16 protein-coding genes are annotated in these 19,117 nt (G+C 74.7%); 9 read left to right on the top strand and 7 right to left on the bottom strand.

Annotated features, from left to right (window positions below; genetic code table 11):
- Positions 1-25 precede the first annotated feature (25 nt).
- Positions 26-730 carry an NUDIX hydrolase gene (locus K329_RS25240; protein ID WP_052336521.1) on the top strand — a complete coding sequence of 235 codons (705 nt, stop codon included), beginning with the start codon at positions 26-28 and terminating at the stop codon, positions 728-730.
- 12 nt (positions 731-742) lie between these two features.
- Here the strand turns inward: K329_RS25240 and K329_RS25245 are convergent, their stop codons facing one another.
- The 5 genes from K329_RS25245 to K329_RS0107070 all read right to left on the bottom strand — a co-directional run bounded on the left by K329_RS25245 (position 743) and on the right by K329_RS0107070 (position 7,395).
- Complete coding sequence (locus K329_RS25245; protein ID WP_084541078.1) at positions 743-1,579, bottom strand: dolichyl-phosphate beta-glucosyltransferase; 837 nt, start codon at positions 1,577-1,579, stop codon at positions 743-745.
- Positions 1,576-3,684, bottom strand: a complete 2,109-nt coding sequence (locus K329_RS25250; RefSeq protein ID WP_052336522.1) for an ArnT family glycosyltransferase — start codon at positions 3,682-3,684, stop codon at positions 1,576-1,578. Before K329_RS25250 ends, K329_RS25245 begins: the two co-directional genes overlap by 4 nt.
- 80 nt (positions 3,685-3,764) lie before the next feature.
- Positions 3,765-5,030 carry an ornithine--oxo-acid transaminase gene (gene rocD, locus K329_RS25255; protein WP_052336523.1) on the bottom strand — a complete coding sequence of 422 codons (1,266 nt, stop codon included), beginning with the start codon at positions 5,028-5,030 and terminating at the stop codon, positions 3,765-3,767.
- A 55-nt stretch (positions 5,031-5,085) separates the two neighbouring features.
- Entirely contained in the window at positions 5,086-6,681 is a 1,596-nt protein-coding gene (locus K329_RS25260) for a sensor histidine kinase (RefSeq protein WP_245596465.1), read from the bottom strand.
- A gap of 3 nt (positions 6,682-6,684) precedes the next feature.
- Entirely contained in the window at positions 6,685-7,395 is a 711-nt protein-coding gene (locus K329_RS0107070) for a response regulator transcription factor (RefSeq protein WP_028472483.1), read from the bottom strand.
- 61 nt (positions 7,396-7,456) lie between these two features.
- On the opposite strand from K329_RS0107070, the gene K329_RS29430 reads away from it, so the two are divergent.
- Both K329_RS29430 and K329_RS0107080 read left to right on the top strand, forming a co-directional pair.
- The gene (locus K329_RS29430) at positions 7,457-8,131 is read left to right on the top strand and encodes a hypothetical protein (protein ID WP_052336524.1); all 675 of its coding nucleotides are present in this window, start codon (positions 7,457-7,459) and stop codon (positions 8,129-8,131) included.
- The gene (locus K329_RS0107080; RefSeq protein WP_028472484.1) at positions 8,128-8,766 is read left to right on the top strand and encodes a hypothetical protein; all 639 of its coding nucleotides are present in this window, start codon (positions 8,128-8,130) and stop codon (positions 8,764-8,766) included. Before K329_RS29430 ends, K329_RS0107080 begins: the two co-directional genes overlap by 4 nt.
- Before the next feature lie 84 nt (positions 8,767-8,850).
- Here the strand turns inward: K329_RS0107080 and K329_RS0107085 are convergent, their stop codons facing one another.
- Positions 8,851-9,831, bottom strand: coding sequence for a hypothetical protein (locus tag K329_RS0107085; protein ID WP_028472877.1), 981 nt, complete (start codon positions 9,829-9,831; stop codon positions 8,851-8,853).
- Positions 9,832-10,019: 188 nt separating this feature from the next.
- On the opposite strand from K329_RS0107085, the gene hrpA reads away from it, so the two are divergent.
- Positions 10,020-13,901, top strand: a complete 3,882-nt coding sequence (gene hrpA, locus K329_RS25270) for an ATP-dependent RNA helicase HrpA (protein WP_043642544.1) — start codon at positions 10,020-10,022, stop codon at positions 13,899-13,901.
- 4 nt (positions 13,902-13,905) lie between these two features.
- On the opposite strand, the gene K329_RS25275 is transcribed toward hrpA, so the two are convergent.
- A complete protein-coding gene (locus K329_RS25275; protein ID WP_043642545.1) occupies positions 13,906-14,466 on the bottom strand; it encodes a DUF3558 domain-containing protein in 561 nt (186 codons plus the stop codon).
- Between the two features lie 178 nt (positions 14,467-14,644).
- On the opposite strand from K329_RS25275, the gene K329_RS0107100 reads away from it, so the two are divergent.
- The 5 genes from K329_RS0107100 (at position 14,645) to K329_RS0107120 (ending at position 19,096) form a co-directional block, all read left to right on the top strand.
- Positions 14,645-15,787, top strand: coding sequence for a WXG100 family type VII secretion target (locus K329_RS0107100; protein ID WP_028472485.1), 1,143 nt, complete (start codon positions 14,645-14,647; stop codon positions 15,785-15,787).
- A complete protein-coding gene (locus tag K329_RS0107105; protein ID WP_028472486.1) occupies positions 15,784-16,227 on the top strand; it encodes a hypothetical protein in 444 nt (147 codons plus the stop codon). The genes K329_RS0107100 and K329_RS0107105 overlap by 4 nt, the downstream gene beginning before the upstream one ends.
- 88 nt (positions 16,228-16,315) lie before the next feature.
- On the top strand, positions 16,316-16,918 hold the full coding sequence (locus tag K329_RS0107110; RefSeq protein ID WP_028472487.1) for a hypothetical protein: 603 nt from the start codon (positions 16,316-16,318) through the stop codon (positions 16,916-16,918).
- A gap of 218 nt (positions 16,919-17,136) precedes the next feature.
- Positions 17,137-17,643: a type II toxin-antitoxin system PemK/MazF family toxin gene (locus K329_RS30760; RefSeq protein ID WP_245596466.1), complete on the top strand. Its 507-nt coding sequence runs from the start codon at positions 17,137-17,139 to the stop codon at positions 17,641-17,643.
- A gap of 79 nt (positions 17,644-17,722) precedes the next feature.
- Entirely contained in the window at positions 17,723-19,096 is a 1,374-nt protein-coding gene (locus K329_RS0107120; RefSeq protein WP_028472489.1) for an ABC transporter substrate-binding protein, read from the top strand.
- Positions 19,097-19,117 lie beyond the last annotated feature (21 nt).

A 19,117-nucleotide genomic window follows, 5' to 3' on the forward strand; every position in this document is an offset into this window, starting at 1 on the left:
CAGGCCGACAACTACGGTCGCTCGCATGTTCCGCAGCGAGTTCCCGATCTTCTACGTCACCGTCGACGTCGTGCTGCTCGCCGTGCGCGAGGGCCAGCTCGTCGTGCTCGTCGTGCGCCGCGGGGAGGAGCCGTACGCCGGGGCCTGGGCCCTGCCCGGCGGGTTCGTCGGCGACGGCGAGGAGCTCGTCGACGCCGCGCGGCGCGAGCTCGTCGAGGAGACCGGCATCGTCGGGGACGGCCTCGCACTCGAGCAGCTGAAGACCTTCGGCGCCCCCGACCGGGACCGCCGCCCCCACCGCGTCGTCAGCGTCGCGCACCTGGGCGTCACGCCGTACGCCGAGACCGCCACCGCCGGCACGGACGCCCAGGACGCCCGGTGGGTGCCGGTCGACGAGGTCACCGGCGGGCTCGCCTTCGACCACGACGCGATCCTCGACGAGGCGCGGGCCCGGGCGGCGTCGAAGCTGGAGTACACCCGGCTCGCGGCCTCGTTCCTGCCACCGGAGTTCACGATCGCCCAGCTGCGCGGCGTCTACGAGGCGGTCTGGGGCCTGCGGATCGACCCCGGCAACTTCCAGCGCAAGCTGCGCGCGAGCGCGGGGTTCCTCGAGTCCACCGGCGACTCGGTGAAGCCGGCGAGCGGCCGCGGACGGCCCGCCGAGGTGTTCCGTGCCCTCGGCGAGCCGTTCGAGGCGCTGGGGGCGCCGATCTTCCGCAGCGCGATGTAGCGCCACGCGCCGCTAGGACGCCAGCCGCGCCAGGGCTCCGGCCGGCACGCCGGCGTCGTGCCGCGCCCGTCGCACCTCGTCGCGCACCCGCCCCAGCGGCAGCGCCCCCGTGTGCAGGCCGTGGCGGAGGCGTCGTACCCCCGCCAGGTCGTCGAGCGCCGTGCGCACCAGGTCGACCCGGGAGTCGGCGTCGTCGGTCCAGTCGACCGGCACCTCGTGGATGCGCAGCCCGGCACGCTCCGCGAGCACGAGCAGCTCGGTGTCGAAGAACCAGGTGTCGTCCTCGACGAGGGGCAGCAGCGCCCGCGCGACGTCGGCCCGCACCGCCTTGAAGCCGCACTGCGCGTCGCTGAACCGCACCCGCAGCGCCCCGCGGAGCACCAGGTTGTAGCCCCGCGAGATGACCTCCCGCTTCGGCCCGCGCACCACGACCGACGCGGGGTCGAGGCGGGAGCCGATCGCGACGTCGGAGTGGCCCGACACGAGCGGCGCCACCAGCGGCAGCAGGGCCGCCAGGTCGGTCGAGAGGTCGACGTCCATGTAGGCGAGCACCTCGGCGTCCGACGCGCTCCACACCGCCCGGAGCGCCCGTCCGCGTCCCTTGCGCTCGAGGTGCACGACCCGCACGCCGGGGTACGACGCGGCGAGGCGCCCGGCGACCTCGGCGGTGGCGTCCGTCGACGCGTTGTCGGCGATCGTCACCCGCCAGCTCCACGGCAGCGTCGCCAGGTGGGCCGTCACGGCGGCGACGGCGCGGGGCAGGGTGTGCGCCTCGTTGAACACCGGGATGACGACGTCGAGCACCGGGCCGGTCACCTCGACGCGGTCCGGCACCGCCAGCGCGCTCACCGGACGCCCACCGAGAGGTCGTAGAGCGTCACGCCGTCGACGGTCGTGGCGGTGAAGGTCGACTCGACCCAGGCCGAGATCGCCGAGGCGGTCGACGTCGCGCCGTCGGTGCCGCCCATCTGGCCCATCCCGCCCATCTGGCCGCCGCCGGCGATGAACCAGTGGATGTCGCCGTTGGCGACGTACGTCTGGAACTCCTCGAGCGTGGGGCTCGGGTCGGAGCCGTTGAAGCCCCCGATCGCCATCACCGGCTCCTCGCTGGCCAGCTGGTAGCCGGCCGCCGAGTTCGAGCCCACCGCGGCCGCCGCCCAGGTGTAGGTCGACGCGTCCTCCTGCAGCAGCGCCGTGATCTCGTCCGTGGACTCGCTGCCGCTGAGCAGCCCGCCGACACCGCCACCCGTCTGGCCACCCGTCTGGCCACCCGGTGCGGTCCCGGTCGTCCCGCCGGGGAGGGTGGGCGCCGTGCCGCCCGGCGTGGCTCCGGGCATGCCGCCCCCGCCGCCCGTCGCCCCCGGTCCGCCCATGCCGCCCGGTCCGCTCGCGGCGCTGGCGGGTCCGGCGGTGACGATCGAGCCCTCGTGGGGCGTCGCGGCCGTGGCCAGCGAGTACGCCGCGGGCCCGGCGAGGCCGGCGAGCAGGGCGGTGGTCGCGACGGCGTACCCGACGCGGGCCGGCAGGTGCCGCACCCCGACGAGCAGCAGGGCCGAGGCGATCCCGACGACGGCGACGACGTACTTCAGCCACGGGTGCCAGTCGCCCGCCCGCTGGAGCAGCACGAACGCCCAGGCCGAGGTGAGCGCCACCGTGAAGCCGAGCAGCCCGGAGGCGACGAGCGAGCGGCGTGCCCGCCAGAGCGTGACGGCGCCGATGCCCACGAGCGCGGCGACCGCCGGGGCCAGGGCCACGGTGTAGTACTCGTGGAAGATCCCGGCCATGAAGCTGAACGTCAGGCCGGTGACGAGCAGCCAGCCGAGCCAGAGCACGAGGCTGGCGCGCACGCTGCGGCCGCGGGCGACGTCGTACGTCGTGCCGCGGCGCCGCGCGAACCAGAGGGCCGCGCCGCCGAGCAGGAGCGCCGCGGGCAGCAGCCACGCGATCTGGCCGCCGATCGTCTCGGAGAACATGCGGCCGATGCCCGTCGTGCCCCAGCCACCGCCGCCGCCGACGGAGCCGGTCTCCTCGCCGTTGAGCCGGCCCAGGCCGTTGTAGCCGAGCGTGAGCTCGAGGATCGAGTTCTCCTGCGAGCCGCCGATGTAGGGGCGGGAGCCCGCGGGCACGAGCTCGACGATCGCCACCCACCAGCCACCGGCGACCACCATCGAGCCGAACGCCACGAGCAGGTGGCCGATCCGCTTCACCCAGGGCGCGGTCGCGAAGAGCGTGTACGCCGCGGCCAGCGCCGGCAGCACCAGGAAGGCCTGGAGCATCTTCGTGAGGAACGCCAGGCCGACCAGCGCGCCGGCGAGGGCGAGCCAGCGGACCGGGTGACCCACGGGCCGCCCCGTCCCGCCGAGCGTGGAGGCCTCGACGGCCCGGAGCGTCGCCCAGGCGGCGCCGACCATGAGCAGCACGAGGAGCGCGTCGGGGTTGTCGAAGCGGAACATCAGGGTCGCGACCGGCGTCAGCGCCAGGGTCGCACCGGCGAGGAGGCCCGCGCCGTACGAACCGGTCGTGCGCCGCACCAGGCTGTGCAGCAGCGCCACGGAGGCGACACCCATGAGCGCCTGGGGCACGAGCAGGCTCCACGACGAGAGCCCGAAGACCCGGATCGAGAGCGCCATCGGCCACAGCGAGAGCGGGGTCTTGTCGACGGTGATCGCGTTGCCGGCGTCGGAGGAGCCGAAGAAGAACGCCTTCCACGACTCCGAGCCCGCCTGCGCCGCCGCGGCGTAGAAGGAGTTCGCCCATCCGGAGGCGCCGAGGTCAGCGAGGTAGAGGGCGGCGGTCGCCACGAGGAGGGCGGCGAGGCCGAGGCGCTGGGCGGTGCGGCGCTCCATGCCGCGCACGCGGGCGCCGACGCCCGACAGGGCGGCGCCGCTGGGCCGGGGCGGCGCGGTGGTCGCGCCGCGGGCGGCGGTCAGGGTGGGGGTGGCGGTCGAGTCCATGACCCCGAGGCTCGACCGCTCCGCTGGGTGGGGCGTGGGGTGCGCCTGTCAGCAGGCTGTGAGGCGCACCCCGGGAGGCGTCAGCCCCCGGTCACCACGGCCTCGAGCTGGTCGAGGCCCCAGTTGAGGTCGTCCTCGGTCACCACGAGCGGCGGCGCGAGGCGGATGGTCGAGCCGTGGGTGTCCTTGGCGAGCACGCCGCGGGCCATGAGCGCCTCGCAGACCGCGCGACCGGTGCCGACCGCCGGGTCGACGTCGATGCCGGCCCAGAGCCCGCGGGTGCGGACGGCGAGCGCGCCGCGCCCGACGAGCGACTCGAGGCGCGTGCGGAGCACGATGCCCAGCTTCTCGGAACGCTCCTGCAGCTCGCCGCTCGCGAGGATCTCGACGACCTTCGCGCCGACCGCGCACGCCAGCGCGTTGCCGCCGAACGTCGAGCCGTGCTGGCCCGGGTGGAGCACACCGAGCACGTCGCGGTTCGCGACGACCGCCGAGACGGGCACGATGCCGCCGCCGAGGGCCTTGCCGAGCACGTAGAGGTCGGGCACGACGTCCTCGTGGTCGCAGGCGAAGGTGCGCCCGGTGCGGCCGAGGCCGGCCTGGATCTCGTCGGCCGCGAAGAGCACGTTGTGGCGCGTCGTGATCTCGCGGACCGCCCGCAGGTAGCCGGTCGGCGGGATGACCACGCCGCCCTCGCCCTGGATGGGCTCGATGAGCACGGCCACCGTGTTCGGGGTGATGGCCTCCTCGAGGGCGGCCGCGTCGCCGTACGGCACCTGCACGAAGCCGGGCGCGAACGGGCCGAAGCCGTCGCGGGCGTCGGGGTCGTCGGAGAAGCCCACGATGGTCGTCGTGCGGCCGTGGAAGTTGCCGCCGGCCACGATGATCTCGGCGGAGTCGTTCTCGACGCCCTTGATGTCGTAGCCCCACTTGCGGGCGACCTTGATCGCGGTCTCGACCGCCTCGGCCCCCGTGTTCATGGGCAGCACGAGCTCCTTGCCGGCGAGGTCACCGAGCCCGGCGCAGAACCGGCCGAACTGGTCGTGCACGAACGCGCGGCTCGTGAGCGTGAGCTTGTCGAGCTGCTCGTGGGCGGCGGCCAGCAGCTCGGGGTGGCCGTGGCCGAAGTTGAGGGCGGAGTAGCCCGCGAGCATGTCGAGGTAGCGGGTGCCGTCGACGTCGGTCATCCAGGCGCCCTCGGCGTGGGCGACCACCACCGGGAGCGGGTGGTAGTTGTGCGCCGTGCGCTCCTGGGCCTCCTGGAAGTAGGCCTGGCTGCGGGGAGCGTCGACCGTCCCGTCCGTGGTCGGGGTCGCAGTGGTGCCGTGGGTCGTCGTGCTGGTCATGCTCGCCTCCTCGTGTCGTTGCGGGCATGGCCTCCGGGTCGTGGCGCCCGGATTGTCAGACAATCTGCCCGTCGGTCAGCGTAGCGGGTCCGCGCGGGACCAGCACCTCCACCGTGGTGTCTCCGGGCCGACTTCTCAAGCCGACGGAGCCGCCGTGGGCCTCCACGATGGCCCTGACCAGGGCCAACCCGAGTCCGGAGCCCCCCGCTCCGCGCCCCCCGTCGGGCCCGTCGGGGCCGTCGTCGGCGTCGGTGTCGCGGGTCCGCGCGGTGTCGCCCCGCACGAACCGGTCGAACGCCGACCCCACGAGCGGCTCGGGGAACCCCGGTCCGTCGTCGTGCACGAGCAGGCGCACGACGTCGTCCTCGGGCCGGGCCGTGACCGTCACCGTGGTGCCCGCGGGCGTGTACTTGCGGGCGTTCGTCAGCAGGTTGGTGACCACCTGGTGCAGGCCGTGGGCGTCGCCGGTGACCTCGACGGCCTCGTCGGGCAGCTCCAGGCGCCACCGGTGGTCGGGCGCCAGCACCCGGGCGTCGGCGGTCGTCTCGAGCAGCAGCATCGTCACGTCGACGGGCTCCTGCGCCAGCGGGCGGCCGGCGTCGAGCCGGGCGAGCATGAGCAGGTCCTCCACGAGCCGCGCCATGCGTCCGGACTCGCCCTCCACCTTGACCAGCGCCGTCCGCGCCGCGTCGGCGTCGCCGCGCCGGCGGCGGGCCAGCTCGGCGTACCCCGCGATCGTCGCCAGCGGCGTGCGCAGCTCGTGGGAGGCGTCGGCGACGAACTGGCGCACCTGCTGCTCGCTGCGGTGCCGGGCGGTGATGGCGTCGTCGACGTGGGTCAGCAGCGTGTCGAGGGCGGCCCCGACCCGGCCGACCTCCGTCTGCTCGTCGGTCAGGTACGGCGGCACGCGGCCGACGAGGTCGACCTCGCCGCGGGCGAGCGGCAGGGTCGCGACCTCGTGCGCGGTGGCGGCGACCTCGCGCAGGGGCCGCAGCTGGCGTCGTACGACGACGAGGCCCGCCCCCGCGGCCACCCCGATGCCCAGGAGCGCCAGGAGCGCCTCCCACCAGATGAGGCTCGCGAGCACGCCGTCGACGTCGTCGGTGGGCAGGCCGTTGACGACGGTGCCGCTGCCGGTCTCCAGGGCCGCGACGCGGTAGTCCCCGACGCCGGGCAGGTCGACGGCGTGCACCTCGCCGTCGGTCGGGACGGTCTCGAGCACCTCCATCGCCGCGCTCGAGAGGGTCTGGGTGCCGGCGCTGGCGGTGATGACGCAGCCGATGTCGCCCGAGCCGCCCGATGTACCGCCGCTCGCGTCGTACGTGGCCGTGAGGGTGCCGGCCCCCTGCCCGGGGATCGCGCGGAAGCACCCGGTGCCGTCGGTGGGGCGCGGCGGCAGGCCGGGGGAGTCGTCGGGGCCGCGGTCGAACCCGGTGGCGCGGGCGAGCGACTGGCTGACCTCGGCGTCGAGGCGCGCGGTGAGGTAGGCGTGCATCGCCACCGTGGTCGCCGCCCCGACGCAGAGCGACACGACGGCCACCAGCGCGACGGCGGTGACCACCAGGCGCGAGGTGAGGGAGGCGAACGGGCGCCGGCCCGAGTTGCGGGCCAGGGAGGAACGGGCCAGGGGGGAGCGGGTCGGGGGAGGCACGGGTCAGTCGGCCGGCTTGAGCACGTAGCCGGCGCCGCGCATCGTGTGGATCATCGGTGCGCGGCCGACGTCGATCTTCTTGCGCAGGTAGGAGATGTAGAGCTCGACCACGTTGGCCTGGCCGCCGAAGTCGTAGTTCCAGACCCGGTCGAGGATCTGGGCCTTGCTCAGCACCCGCTTCGGGTTGCGCATGAGGAAGCGGAGCAGCTCGAACTCGGTCGCCGTCAGCTGCACCTCGGTGTCGCCGCGGCGTACCTCGTGGCTGTCCTCGTCGAGGCTGAGGTCGCCGACGAGCAGCACGTTCTCCCGGTCGGCGGCGCGGGCGCCCGCGCGGCGGAGCAGGGCGCGCAGGCGGGCCACGACCTCCTCGAGCGAGAACGGCTTGGTCACGTAGTCGTCGCCGCCGGCGGTGAGCCCGGCGACCCGGTCCTCGACGGCGTCGCGGGCGGTGAGGAAGAGGACGGGCACGTCCGGGTCGGTGACGCGGACGCGGCGCAGCACCTCGAGGCCGTCGAAGTCGGGCAGCATCATGTCGAGCACCACGACGTCGGGGCCGAAGTCCTTCGCCGCGGCGACGGCCTTGGTGCCGGTGTGCGCCATCCGGGTCTCGAAGCCCTCGTAGCGCAGCGCCATCACGACGAGCTCGGCGATGTTCACCTCGTCGTCGACGACGAGGACGCGCAGGGGGGAGCCGTCGGGGCGGGTCAGGTCCATGCGACGCACTGTGCCGCAGGTTCCTGTGCGCCTGCTGTGAGTGGTGTGAGAGCGTGCGCCCGTGCCCGCCTCCCTGCTCCTGCTGTCGGTCTGGCGCCTCGTCGTCGCGGGCTCCGCCCTCACCGGGTTCGTGCTCGCCACCGACCGGCTCGGACCGGGCGCCTGGCAGGCCCTCAGCCAGCTCGCGAGCCTGGCCACGGCGTGCGTCTACGTCGGCCTGCTCTGCTACCCGGCGTTGGTCGGTGGTCGCCGGCACGAGCCCCGTTCACCCTGGCTGCGGGGCGCGACCACCGTGGTGCTGCTCCTCGTCGGCGGTGCCTACTTCGCCCTGCTCGGCGGTGACGTCGACCAGACCTGGTCGCTGCTCGAGCACCTCGTGACGCCGGTGCTCGTGCTCGCCGACTACCTCCTCGTCGGCCGCAACCAGCGCGCCGTCCGCTGGTGGTACCCCCTCACCTGGCTGCTGCCGCCGCTCGCCTACCTGGGCTTCTACTACGCCGTCGGCCTCGACGCCTACGGCTTCCTCGACCCCTCCGCCGGCGCGTTCGTGCCCACGCTGCTCGGCCTGCTGGCGGGCGTGCTCGCGCTGGGCTGGCTGCTCGTCGGGTACGGCGCGCTGCGGCGCCTCGTCGGCCCCGACCCGGCCTCGGGTCCGGCCCCGGCCCGCTATACCCAGCAGATCCCCGGCTCGGTCACAGCGTCGCCACAGGTACGGCGCGCAGCCTCGACGTCATGAGCGACCAGCCCCACCGTGACCTCCCGCCGCGTCCCGGCGACCGGACGCCCGATGCGTTCGGCCTCTACCCCCAGGAGCCGCCGTCGACGGCGGCGTTCCCCTCCGCGGCCGAGCCTCCGCCCCGGCTGGGCCCGCCGCCGCACGACGGCACCGCGACGTACGTCGTGGAGCAGGGCCCCGGCGTCGAGCCGCCCCGCACCACCCTGCGCGATCGGGTGCTCTCGCTGCGCGCCGTGGCCGCCGTCGCCCTCGCGAGCGTCATCCTCGGCGCCGGCGGCGGCGTCGCGCTGGGCGCCGTGACCGACGGCTCCTCGACCTCCGGGGGTCCCGGCGGGCAGGGATTCCGCGGCGGCCAGCAGGGCCAGCAGTTCGGGCAGCAGGCGCCGGACGGGACCGACGACGACACCGACGACACCGACGACGGCACCGGCACCACGACCGACGACGGCACCGACGACGGCACCGACGACGGCACCGATGGAACGGGCACGCTCCCGGACGGCACCACCGTCGACCCCTTCGCCGGCCAGGGCGCGCCGCCGGCTCCGCCGGGCGGCATGCCCGGCTCGACCGCCCCGCGCGACGACACCGACACGGGGTCCGCGGCCCCTGGGACGACGTCCGGCACGACCTGAGCGGACCGGGTCCGACAGTGCCGGGGTCCGGTGTCACTGGCTGGCACCAGAGCCCGGCACTGCACCCTCCCCGGGCCGACCTGGTCAGGCCTCCGCAGCCGGTACGGCGCACGCGGCGCCGCAGGCGCGCACCTCGCCCTGCCATCCACGTGCGCGCAGGATCGCCCCGAGCTTGACCGCCGTCGTGCAGGGCCGCTCGAAGACCTGGCCGTAGGAGAGCCGTCGCGTGTCCTGGCCGTCGACGGCGGCGTCGAGGTCGCGCTCCATGTCGGCGTCACGGGCCTCGGCGGTGTCGTGGAAGAGCCGGCCGTCGAGCTCGACGAGGACCTCGCCGTAGTCGTTGTCGCGGTAGACCACACCGCTCGTCGCCGTCGCCCGGGCCTGACGGTCGGCGCGCGGCAGGCCGTGCGGGCGCTCGACGAGGTCGACGTACCCCTGCTCGAGCACGGAGCAGGCCCCGTCCTCCAGGTCGCGCAGCACGGCGGCGAGCCAGGTCCGGTCGTGGCCGTCGACCCGGGGGCGCGCCTCCAGGTTCTCCCGGAGGAGCGCGGCGGTGGTCCGGCCGAGCTGGATGCTCCGCGCCATGACCCCGATGGCGGCGACCCGGTCCGTCGTGGCCAGCGCGACGTCGACGGTGGCGTCGTCGTAGCGCTGGCGCGGCGGGCCCAGGTTCCACCGGACGCGCTCCTGCAGCCGCGGCACCGCATGGACGACGACGGATCCGGTCGGGGCCACGATCCAGCGCGTGCGGTCGACGGCCACGTGGATCGGGCCTTCGTCGCGGTGCTCGCGCTTCCCGGGGCCGTCCGCCGCCCGGAGCGCGGAGGCGCCGTACAGCGCCGCGGGCTCCGCGAGCAGGACCGCTGCCCAGGCCCGCTGACGCCACGACGGGGCACCGGTGTGGTCGATGTAGACGCCCGGATGGACGGGTGAGAGCAGGCGGCGTCGCAGCCACCGACGTACGACATGGGCCGCGACCCCCTGCTCGACCAGCTGTCCGCGCGCGACCACGCCGGCCTGGCGCCCGGCCAGGGCGACGACGTCGGGCGGCAGGGTCTCGGGCACGGAGACGAGCCTGGCGGAGCCCGCGGGACGCCGCCACCGCCCGGCCATCCGCCTGTGGAGAACGTCAGTGCCGGGACCTGCTGCCACCAGGTGGCACCGGAGCCCGGCACTCGACCGATGCCCGCAGAGCGCCTCCGGGCGAATCCCGGTCGCGCGGCCCTGGGGGCCTCGGGGAGAATGGTCGGGCTGTGCACATCACCTACCCACCCCAGCTGCCGGTCTCGGCGCGTCGCGACGACATCGCGGCGGCGATCCGCGACCACCAGGTCGTCGTCGTCGCGGGCGAGACCGGGTCGGGCAAGACGACCCAGCTGCCGAAGATCTGCCTCGAGCTGGGGCGCGGCCAGCGCACCGAGCACGTGGGGCGCGACGGGAAGAAGCGCACCCGGGGCGGCCTGATCGGCCACACCCAGCCCCGCCGGATCGCCGCACGCTCGGTGGCCGAGCGCATCGCCGAGGAGCTCGGCACCGAGCTGGGCGACGCCGTCGGCTACCAGGTGCGGTTCACCGACAAGACATCGCGCCAGAGCCGGGTCAAGCTGATGACCGACGGCATCCTGCTGGCCGAGCTGCAGCGCGACCGCGACCTCAAGAAGTACGACACGATCATCATCGACGAGGCCCACGAGCGCAGCCTCAACATCGACTTCCTGCTCGGCTACCTCCGGCGGCTGCTGCCGCGCCGGCCCGACCTGAAGCTGATCATCACCTCCGCCACGATCGACCCGCAGCGCTTCGCGGAGCACTTCGCCGACCGGTCCGGGACGCCCGCGCCGATCATCGAGGTGTCGGGCCGCACCTTCCCGGTCGAGGTCCGCTACCGCCCGCTCGTCGAGCTGCCCGAGGCCGACGAGGAGGGCGAGCCGATCGTCCGCGACCAGACCGAGGCGATCGTCGACGCCGTCCGCGAGCTGTCGACGGAGGGCCCGGGCGACGTGCTCGTCTTCCTGCCGGGCGAGCGCGAGATCCGCGACACCGCCGAGGCGCTGGGCGAGCTGGCCGCCGTCCAGGGGCCCCGCGGCGTCGACGTGCTGCCGCTCTACTCCCGCCTCTCGGCCACCGAGCAGCACCGCGTGTTCTCCCCGTCGGGGTCGCGCCGCCGGGTGGTGCTCGCCACCAACGTCGCCGAGACCTCGCTGACGGTGCCGGGCATCCGGTACGTCGTCGACTCGGGCGTCGCGCGCATCTCGCGCTACTCCGCGCGCACCAAGGTGCAGCGCCTGCCCGTCGAGCCGATCAGCCAGGCCAGCGCCAACCAGCGCTCGGGCCGCTGCGGCCGCGTCGCCGCCGGGGTCGCGATCCGCCTCTACTCCGAGGAGGACTACGAGGCCCGTCCCGAGTTCACCGACCCGGAGATCCTCCGCACCAACCTCGCCAGCGTCATCCTCCAGATGACGAGCCTCGGCCTCGGTGAGGTCGGCCGGTTCCCGTTCGTCGAGCCGCCCGACCGCCGCAACGTCACCGCCGGCGTGCAGCTGCTCGAGGAGCTCGGGGCCCTGGAGGTCGAGGAGCCGCGGCCCGGCGCCCGCCCCGGTCCCCGTCTCACGACGCTGGGCCGCCGCCTCGCCCGGCTGCCGATCGACCCGCGCCTGGCCCGGATGATCCTCGAGGCCGAGCGCCTCGGCTGCGTGCGCGAGGTCGTCGTCATCGCCGCCGCGCTGAGCCTCCAGGACCCCCGCGAGCGCCCGGCCGAGCAGCAGGCGCAGGCCGACCAGGCCCACGCGCGCTACAAGGACCCCTCCGGCGACTTCCTCACCTGGCTCAACCTCTGGCGCCACCTCAAGGAGCAGCAGCGCGAGCTCTCCGGCAGCGCGTTCCGCCGCATGTGCAAGGCGGAGTTCCTCAACTACCTCCGCGTGCGCGAGTGGCAGGACTTCGAGGCCCAGCTGCGCCAGGTCTGCAAGGAGATGGACGTCCAGGTCGGCGCCCCCGCCGACGCTCCCGACGCCGACGGCATCCACCAGGCCCTCCTGTCGGGGCTGCTGAGCCAGATCGGCATGCTCGAGGAGCGGGAGAAGGAGGCGCCGAAGGGCAAGCGCCCCGGCGCCCGCGAGTACCTGGGCGCACGCGGCGCGAAGTTCGCGATCTTCCCGGGCAGCGTGCTGAAGGGGAGGAACCCGCCGTTCCTCATGGCCGCCGAGCTCGTCGAGACCGGGCGGCTGTGGGCGCGCCAGGCCGCCGCCATCGACCCCGCCTGGGCGGAGCGCATCGGCGCCCACGTCGTGAAGCGCACCTACTCCGAGCCCCGGTGGTCGAAGAAGCGCGGCAGCGTCGTCGCGACCGAGCGCGTGACCCTGTACGGCGTCCCGATCGTCACCGACCGCACGGTGCAGTACGGCCGCATCGACGCCCCGCTGAGCCGCGAGCTGTTCCTGCGCCACGCGCTCGTGTACGGCGAGTGGGGCGCCGCCGAGACCGGCCGCCACCGGTTCCTCGTCGAGAACCAGCAGCTGCTCGCCGAGGCGGAGGAGTTGGAGCACCGCGCCCGACGCCGCGACATCGTGGTCGACGAGCACACCCTCTTCGACTTCTACGACGCCCGGGTGCCCGCCGACGTCGTGAGCGCGGCCCACTTCGACCAGTGGTGGAAGCGCGAGCGGCAGAAGCGACCGCGCCTCCTGGTCTTCGACCCCGCGATGCTCACGCACGACACGGCGGAGACCATCGGCGCCCACGACTACCCGGAGCAGTGGGTCGGCACGGGCACGGCGGGCAGCCACCTCACCTTCCCGATCAGCTACCACTTCGAGCCCGGCTCCGACGACGACGGCCTGACCATCGACGTACCCGTGGCCACGCTCAACCAGCTCGAGCCCGGCGACTTCTCCTGGAACGTGCCGGGCATGCGCGAGGAGCTGGTGACGTCGCTCATCCGGTCGCTGCCGAAGAACCTGCGCACCTCGCTCGTGCCGGCACCCGACCACGCGCGCACCTTCCTGGCCCAGACGCCGCCGGGGGAGGAGCCGCTGCTCGACGCGCTCGAGCGCTACGCCCGCTCCACCACCGGCACGCTGGTGCCGCGCGAGGCGTGGGACTGGTCGAAGGTCGCACCCCACCTGCGCCCCACCTTCCGCGTGGTGGGCGACGACGGCGCCGTGGTCGCGCGCGGCAAGGACCTCGTCGTGCTCGCCGAGCCGCTGCGGCCCTCGCTCGAGCAGGCCATCGCCGACGTCGCCGCCGACGCGGGCCACACCGTCACGGGCGCGACCACCTGGGTGTTCGGCACGATCGAGACGTCCTTCACCCAGCAGCGCGCGGGCCACGAGGTGCGCGGGTTCCCGACCCTCGACGACGAGGGCGCCACCGTGGGGCTGCGGGTGGTCGGATCGGCCGACGAGCAGGAGGCGCGGCACCGTCTGGGCGTCCGCCGCCTGCTGCTGCTCGCCGTGAGCGAGGAGCAGCCCGGACTGGTCAAGCGGGTGGCCGACGGGCTGAGCACCACCGACAAGCTGGGGCTCGTCGGCTCGCCGTACGGGAGCATCGCCGACCTCATCGCCGACGCCCGCGCCGCCGCGGTCGGCGAGGCGGTCGACGCGCGCCCGGCGGTGCGGGACGAGGCGTCGTACGACGCGCTGCTCGCCGTCGTGCGCCGCGACCTCGAGGCCCGGGTCCGGGGCGTGGTCGCCGACGTGGTGCGCGCCCTGGCCGCCCACCGGGCCGTCGACAAGCGCCTCACCGGCCGCGCCGACATGCAGCTGCTGACCTCGCTCGCCGACCTCAAGGCGCAGCTCGCCCGGCTGGTCGGCCCCGGCTTCGTCGCCGAGGCCGGGCCCACGCAGCTGCGTCGCTACCCGACGTACCTGCGGGCCATGGAGGAGCGCCACGAGCGCCTCGTCACCGGCGGCAACCAGGCGGTGTCGCGCGACCGTCAGCTGATGGCGCAGATCGGCGACCTGCAGGACTCCTACGCGCACCAGCTCGCGGCGCTGCCGGCCGGGCGTCCGCCCGGCGCGGCGCTGCGCTCGGTGCGCTGGATGCTCGAGGAGTACCGGGTCTCTCTGTGGGCCCAGCAGCTCGGCACGGCCCACCCGGTGAGCGACGCCCGCATCCGCAAGGCGCTCACGGGCTGAGCCCTCACCCGACGCGGTCGAGCACCGCCTGCGCGGTGGGCGCCGCGACCTCGCTGCAGAAGGTGGTGTCGTCGACGCCGTCGGGCACGAGGTCGGAGGACGCCCGCGCGTCGAGCTGCACCCACGCGGGCTCGGCCTCGACGTCGACGAGGCACGACGTGGCCGTCTGGGAGGTCACGTAGCCGGCGGCGTCGCCCACGGTGAGGGCGTCGCCGCCCTGCTGGACCTCCGGCGCCGGCGGCGCCCAGAGCATCACGCGCACCGACGCGAACCCGTCGGCGCCCTCCCACACGCAGCCCGGGCGACCGTCCGCGCTGTCGTCGACGCCCGGGGTCGCGGGGTCCTCCAGGTACGGCGCGAGGTCGTCGGCCGTCAGCAGCGTGCAGGCGTCGACCGTCCGCCAGTCGTCGCCGGCCGCGGCGTCGGAGGTGGTGCCGGCGTCGGTCCCGGCGTCGGTCCCGGAGTCGTCGCCGGTGCCGCTCCCGCAGGCGCTCAGGACGGCGACGAGCAGCACGCCCGCCGCCGTGCGGGTGCCGGTCCGGAGGTGGTTCCTCGTCGTACGCATGGCAGGGGTCGTGCCCGCTCGGACGGCGTCCGAACCCCCGAGGGGCGGACCGGACGGGACGGGCCCGTCCGTTTCGCGACGCGTCGGCGTGGGCAGGCCTCCCCACCACACACGACCACCCGGCACGACCCGGCCGGCCTCGGGGCCGACCGTGCGGACGAGAGAGGAAGGACGCGCCATGGGCGAGAGCTTTCACGTGGAGGAGGAGCACCTCGCGGGCTTCGCGGTGCTCTGCAGCGACCTGTCGCTGCAGACGGCGAGCGTGATGGGGCACGTCCTCAACGAGGCGAAGGCCGAGTCCGGCTTCACCGGGCTGATGGAGCTCGTGAAGCCCGCCGTCGACGAGTACGCGCACCTGACCGGCGTCCGGATCGCCAACCGCGTCGACCTGCTCACGGCCATGGGGACGGAGCTCAACCGCGCGGCGTGGGACTACTCGGGGGCCGACCGGAAGTCCTACGAGGAGATCTCGCCGATCATGCCGGGCCAGGTCACCGGCTACAAGGACTTCCCGGGCCCGGTGGGCTACCCCGCGGGCACCGCCCCGTCGCTGGACGCGCCCGCGCTCGAGGAGGCCGACATCCGCGGCATCCTCGACGACGTGGGCGGCTCGATCAACGCGGTCGACGACGCCATCGCGTTCATCACGGGCTGGAGCCCGGTCACCGAGCTGGTCACGCCGATGTCGGGCAACTGGAACGCGCTCTCCCGGGCCGGCACCGTGCTCGAGCAGACCGGTGACGGCGCCGAGCAGGTGGCGACGAACCTGACCACGCAGCTGGCCCCGCTCGGCGGCCACTGGGACGGCGGAGCGGCGCTGGCCTTCGACTCCTACGCCGCCCGGGTCGCTGCCGCCCTCGACATCGAGGGCCCGATCAACCGGCTCGTCGGCTTCGTCTACACCACCGTCGCGGCCGAGTTCGAGCGCGTGGCGACCTTCATGGTCGGGGCGCTCAAGGACGCGGTCGACAAGATCGTCCAGGCCGCGGCGACCGCGTGGATCCCGGGTGCCGGCTGGATCAAGATCATCGACGCGGTCCGCAAGGCCATCGAGATCATCCAGGAGGCCAAGGACCTCATCGACAGCCTCATGACCGTGGTCGAGCAGGTGAACACGGTGGTGGAGGCGGCCCAGGACCCGATCGGCTTCGTCCAGGGCCAGGTCGAGGAGCAGCTGGCCCCGCTCATCGAGGCCGCCGAGGCCGCGGGCACCGCCGTCGACATCGGCTCCGACCTCATCCAGGTCACCGACCCGTCCGGGCTCACCGACGTGCCCACCGAGGACTACGGCGTCGGAGCGAACCCCCGGAGGAACGGATGAGCCCCGTGAAGCAGCCCGGCGAACGCCCCTACGTGCCGCCCCACATGGAGGCGGCGATGCGCTCCTTCGACGACGCCCTGAGCTCGTTCCGCACCCGGATGGCCCGGGTGGAGCAGCTGGAGATGCCGGAGAGCGAGCGCGTCGACCCCGAGGACCTGGCCCGGGCTGCCGCGCGCCCCGACGCCCCGCCGCAGCTGAAGGCGGTGGCGACCGCCGTCGCGGAGGGCCGCTGCACCTGGGACGACGTGCTCAAGGGCCGCACCAGCCTGGCGCCGGAGATCGCCGAGCTGTTCGCGGCCAGCGGGCCGGGCATCGAGGCGCGCCTGCGCGAGGCGGAGCACGAGGAGGCCGCCGGTCGGGCCGAGGCGGACGAGGCGGCCGCGGTCGCGGCGGCCGAGGCGGAGCGCGACCGGATGCGGCCCTGGTTGGACGGCCGCTGAACGCGACGCGGGGACGCGGCGGGGGAGGTGGCGGCGACGTGGCGGCGACGTGGCGGCCACCCCCTCGGGTGCCTCGTAGGCTGAGCCGGTGAACGACGACCCCCGACGTCACCACCGTCCGACCCGACCGGGTGCGGCGTTCTTCGACGCCCGCACCAGTGGTCCCGACCCCGCCGAGGTCTCCGCCGCGGCCGACCGTGCCGCCACCCTGCTCGTGCGAGGCGCCCGCGACGCCGGCGATGCGCAGGTCTCGGACCGCGTCGTGCGCCTCGCCGACACCGAGGGCCTCGAGACCCTGGCCGAGCTGTGGTCGGGCGCGTCCCCGGACTCGCTCGCCGGCTGCCTCTGGCGCCTCTACGTGCTGCGCTCCTGGGTGTACGCCGACCCGGTCGGCGCCGCCCGGCAGTTCGACGTCGGCCGCACCCACGCCCCGGTCGCCCGGGTCGTGGCGGGCGTCGCCGAGCCGCCGGGGCCCGACGAGCTGCGCCGGATGATCGACGACGTGCTGCGCGGCATCGCCGAGCGCGAGTTCGCCGACGTGCTGCTGCGGGCGGCGGCGTTCGCGCGGGTCGTGGCCGCCGGCCGTGCCGGGCTGGAGGCCGTCGGCGACCTCGAGACGGAGCGCATGCTGACCCTCTCCGAGCAGCTGGAGCACGCCGCCCTGGCCGAGCTGGACGACCCGCTGGTCTGATCCTCCGGTCGGCGTGCGTCGTCACCGCCCCCGGCCTACAATCGGGAGAGCAGGTACGTCGGGCCGCGGCAGCCCCGGGTCCCAATTGAAGCCGCTTCGAGCGGCCACGCGCCGTGAGGCGCTCCCGGTCCGGCGTACCTGCCTCACGTTCCCCGCCCCGTCGCTCGGCCGGGCCTCGTCGTCGGCCCCGCCGACGAGCGGCGTCTACGCTGCCCGGCATGGCCGGCAACCCCCTCCTCCGCACCCTGCGGCGCGCCGCCGACGTCGTCCGACGTGCGCGCCCGACCTCCCGTCCCTCCCGTCCCGCCCGCCCCGGTGCTCCTGCGCGTCCCGGCGGCGGCGCCACCCCGTCGTACGCCCCGCGGGCCGACGGTCTGCCCGACCCCGGTGAGGTGGTGTGGGCCTGGGTGCCGTTCGAGGACGACCCGGCCCAGGGCAAGGACCGGCCGGTGCTGCTGCTCGCCCGCGACGACGACGCCTGGCTCGGGCTGGGCCTCACGAGCAAGGACCACGACCGCGACACCGGTCGTCAGGCGGCCGCCGGACGCCACTGGATGGACGTCGGGACCGGCGGCTGGGACCGCCAGGGCCGTCCCAGCGAGGTACGGCTCGACCGGCTGCTGCGGCTGCGCCCGGACGCGATCCGTCGGGAGGGGGCGGCCCTGCCGCGTCCCGTCTTCGACCGCGTCGTCGCGGCCGCCCGGGAGCACCACCGGTTGGCGTGAGCCTCGTCGTGACGACGCGTGCGGGGTCGGTATCGTGAGCGGGCGCCTCGAGGTCCGGGGGCAAGAGAGGAGCGCCTCCGTGCAGCGTCGTACCAACCTGCGTCAGGCGGGTGTCGCGCTCGTCGTGCTCACCCTGGCGCTGAGCGCCTGCACGGGCAGCGACGACGACCCGGAGGAGCCGGCCCCCACCACGGAGGACGCGCCCGCCGCGCTCACGCTCGGCCTCTACGGCACGCCCGACACCGTGGCCGACGCGTTCGTCGACTCGGTGACCGACCTCAACACCACCACCGCCACCCGCCAGGTCACCGTCGACCGCCCGGAGGACGGCGCCGCCGCGTGGGCGCAGGTGCGCGCCGGCGAGGCCGACGTGCCCGACCTCTTCCTCGCCTCCTACGAGGACCTGGCGTGGCTCGACCGCAGCGAGCTCATCCAGCCCGTCGACAGCCTCATGCAGGAGCGCGACGTCGACTTCGGCGACGGGTTCTCCCTCGACGCCGTCGGCGCCTTCAGCGTCGACAGCCGGCTCATGTGCATGCCGTACGGCGTCGACCCGCTGGCCGTCTACTACAACACCGACCTCGTGGACTTCGACGCGATGGCCGAGCAGGACCTCCCCGTGCCGTCGGAGGCCCGGGCGCGCTGGACCTTCGACATGTTCGAGGCCGCCGCCGAGTTCGCGAGCAACCCCGACACCGGCACCAAGGGCGTGCACGTCGACCCGACGCTCGACCAGATCGCCCCCTTCGTGCTCTCCGGCGGCGGCGCGGTCTTCGCCGACGAGGAGCCCCCGACGTCGCTCGCGCTCTCCGACGAGAGCAGCCGCAGCGCGCTCGAGCGCGCGCTGCTGGTGCTGCGCCGCCCCGACCTGACGCTGACCACCGAGCAGCTGCAGCAGGCCCCGGCGCTCGACTGGTTCACCCAGGGCGAGCTCGGCATGATGGTCGGCCCCCGCTCGCTCACGCCCACCCTGCGCGAGACCGAGGGGCTCGACTTCGACGTCATGCCGATGCCCGAGCTCGACTCCCGCGCCACCGTCGGCAACGCGGTCGGCATCTGCATGTCGGCCGACACGGAGAACCCCCAGGCCGCGGCCGACGTCATCGTCGACCTCGTCTCGGTCGACGTGATGTCGCGGGTCGCCGAGGCCGGCTACATCGTGCCGTCGAACCTCGAGGTCGCGCAGTCGGAGGCCTACCTCCAGACCGACGAGCGCCCCGAGAACTCGGGCTCCTTCTTCGCCTTCCTGCGCTACACGCAGTTCCTGCCCCCGCTCGAGGACCGGGCGGCCCTCGACGCCGCCGTCGAGCCGCTGCTCGACCGCCTGTTCAACTCGGCGATCCTCAACCCGGAGACGATCGAGGCGATCACGCTCGAGATCGACGAGGAGTCCCAGCTGCTGCTCGGCGGCGAGGCCGCCCAGGAGCAGGAGCAGAGCAGCGAGGGCGAGTAGCCCGCTCGCCGGTCGGGCCGG

Source organism: Nocardioides alkalitolerans DSM 16699 (genome assembly GCF_000426525.1).
GTDB lineage: Bacteria > Actinomycetota > Actinomycetes > Propionibacteriales > Nocardioidaceae > Nocardioides > Nocardioides alkalitolerans.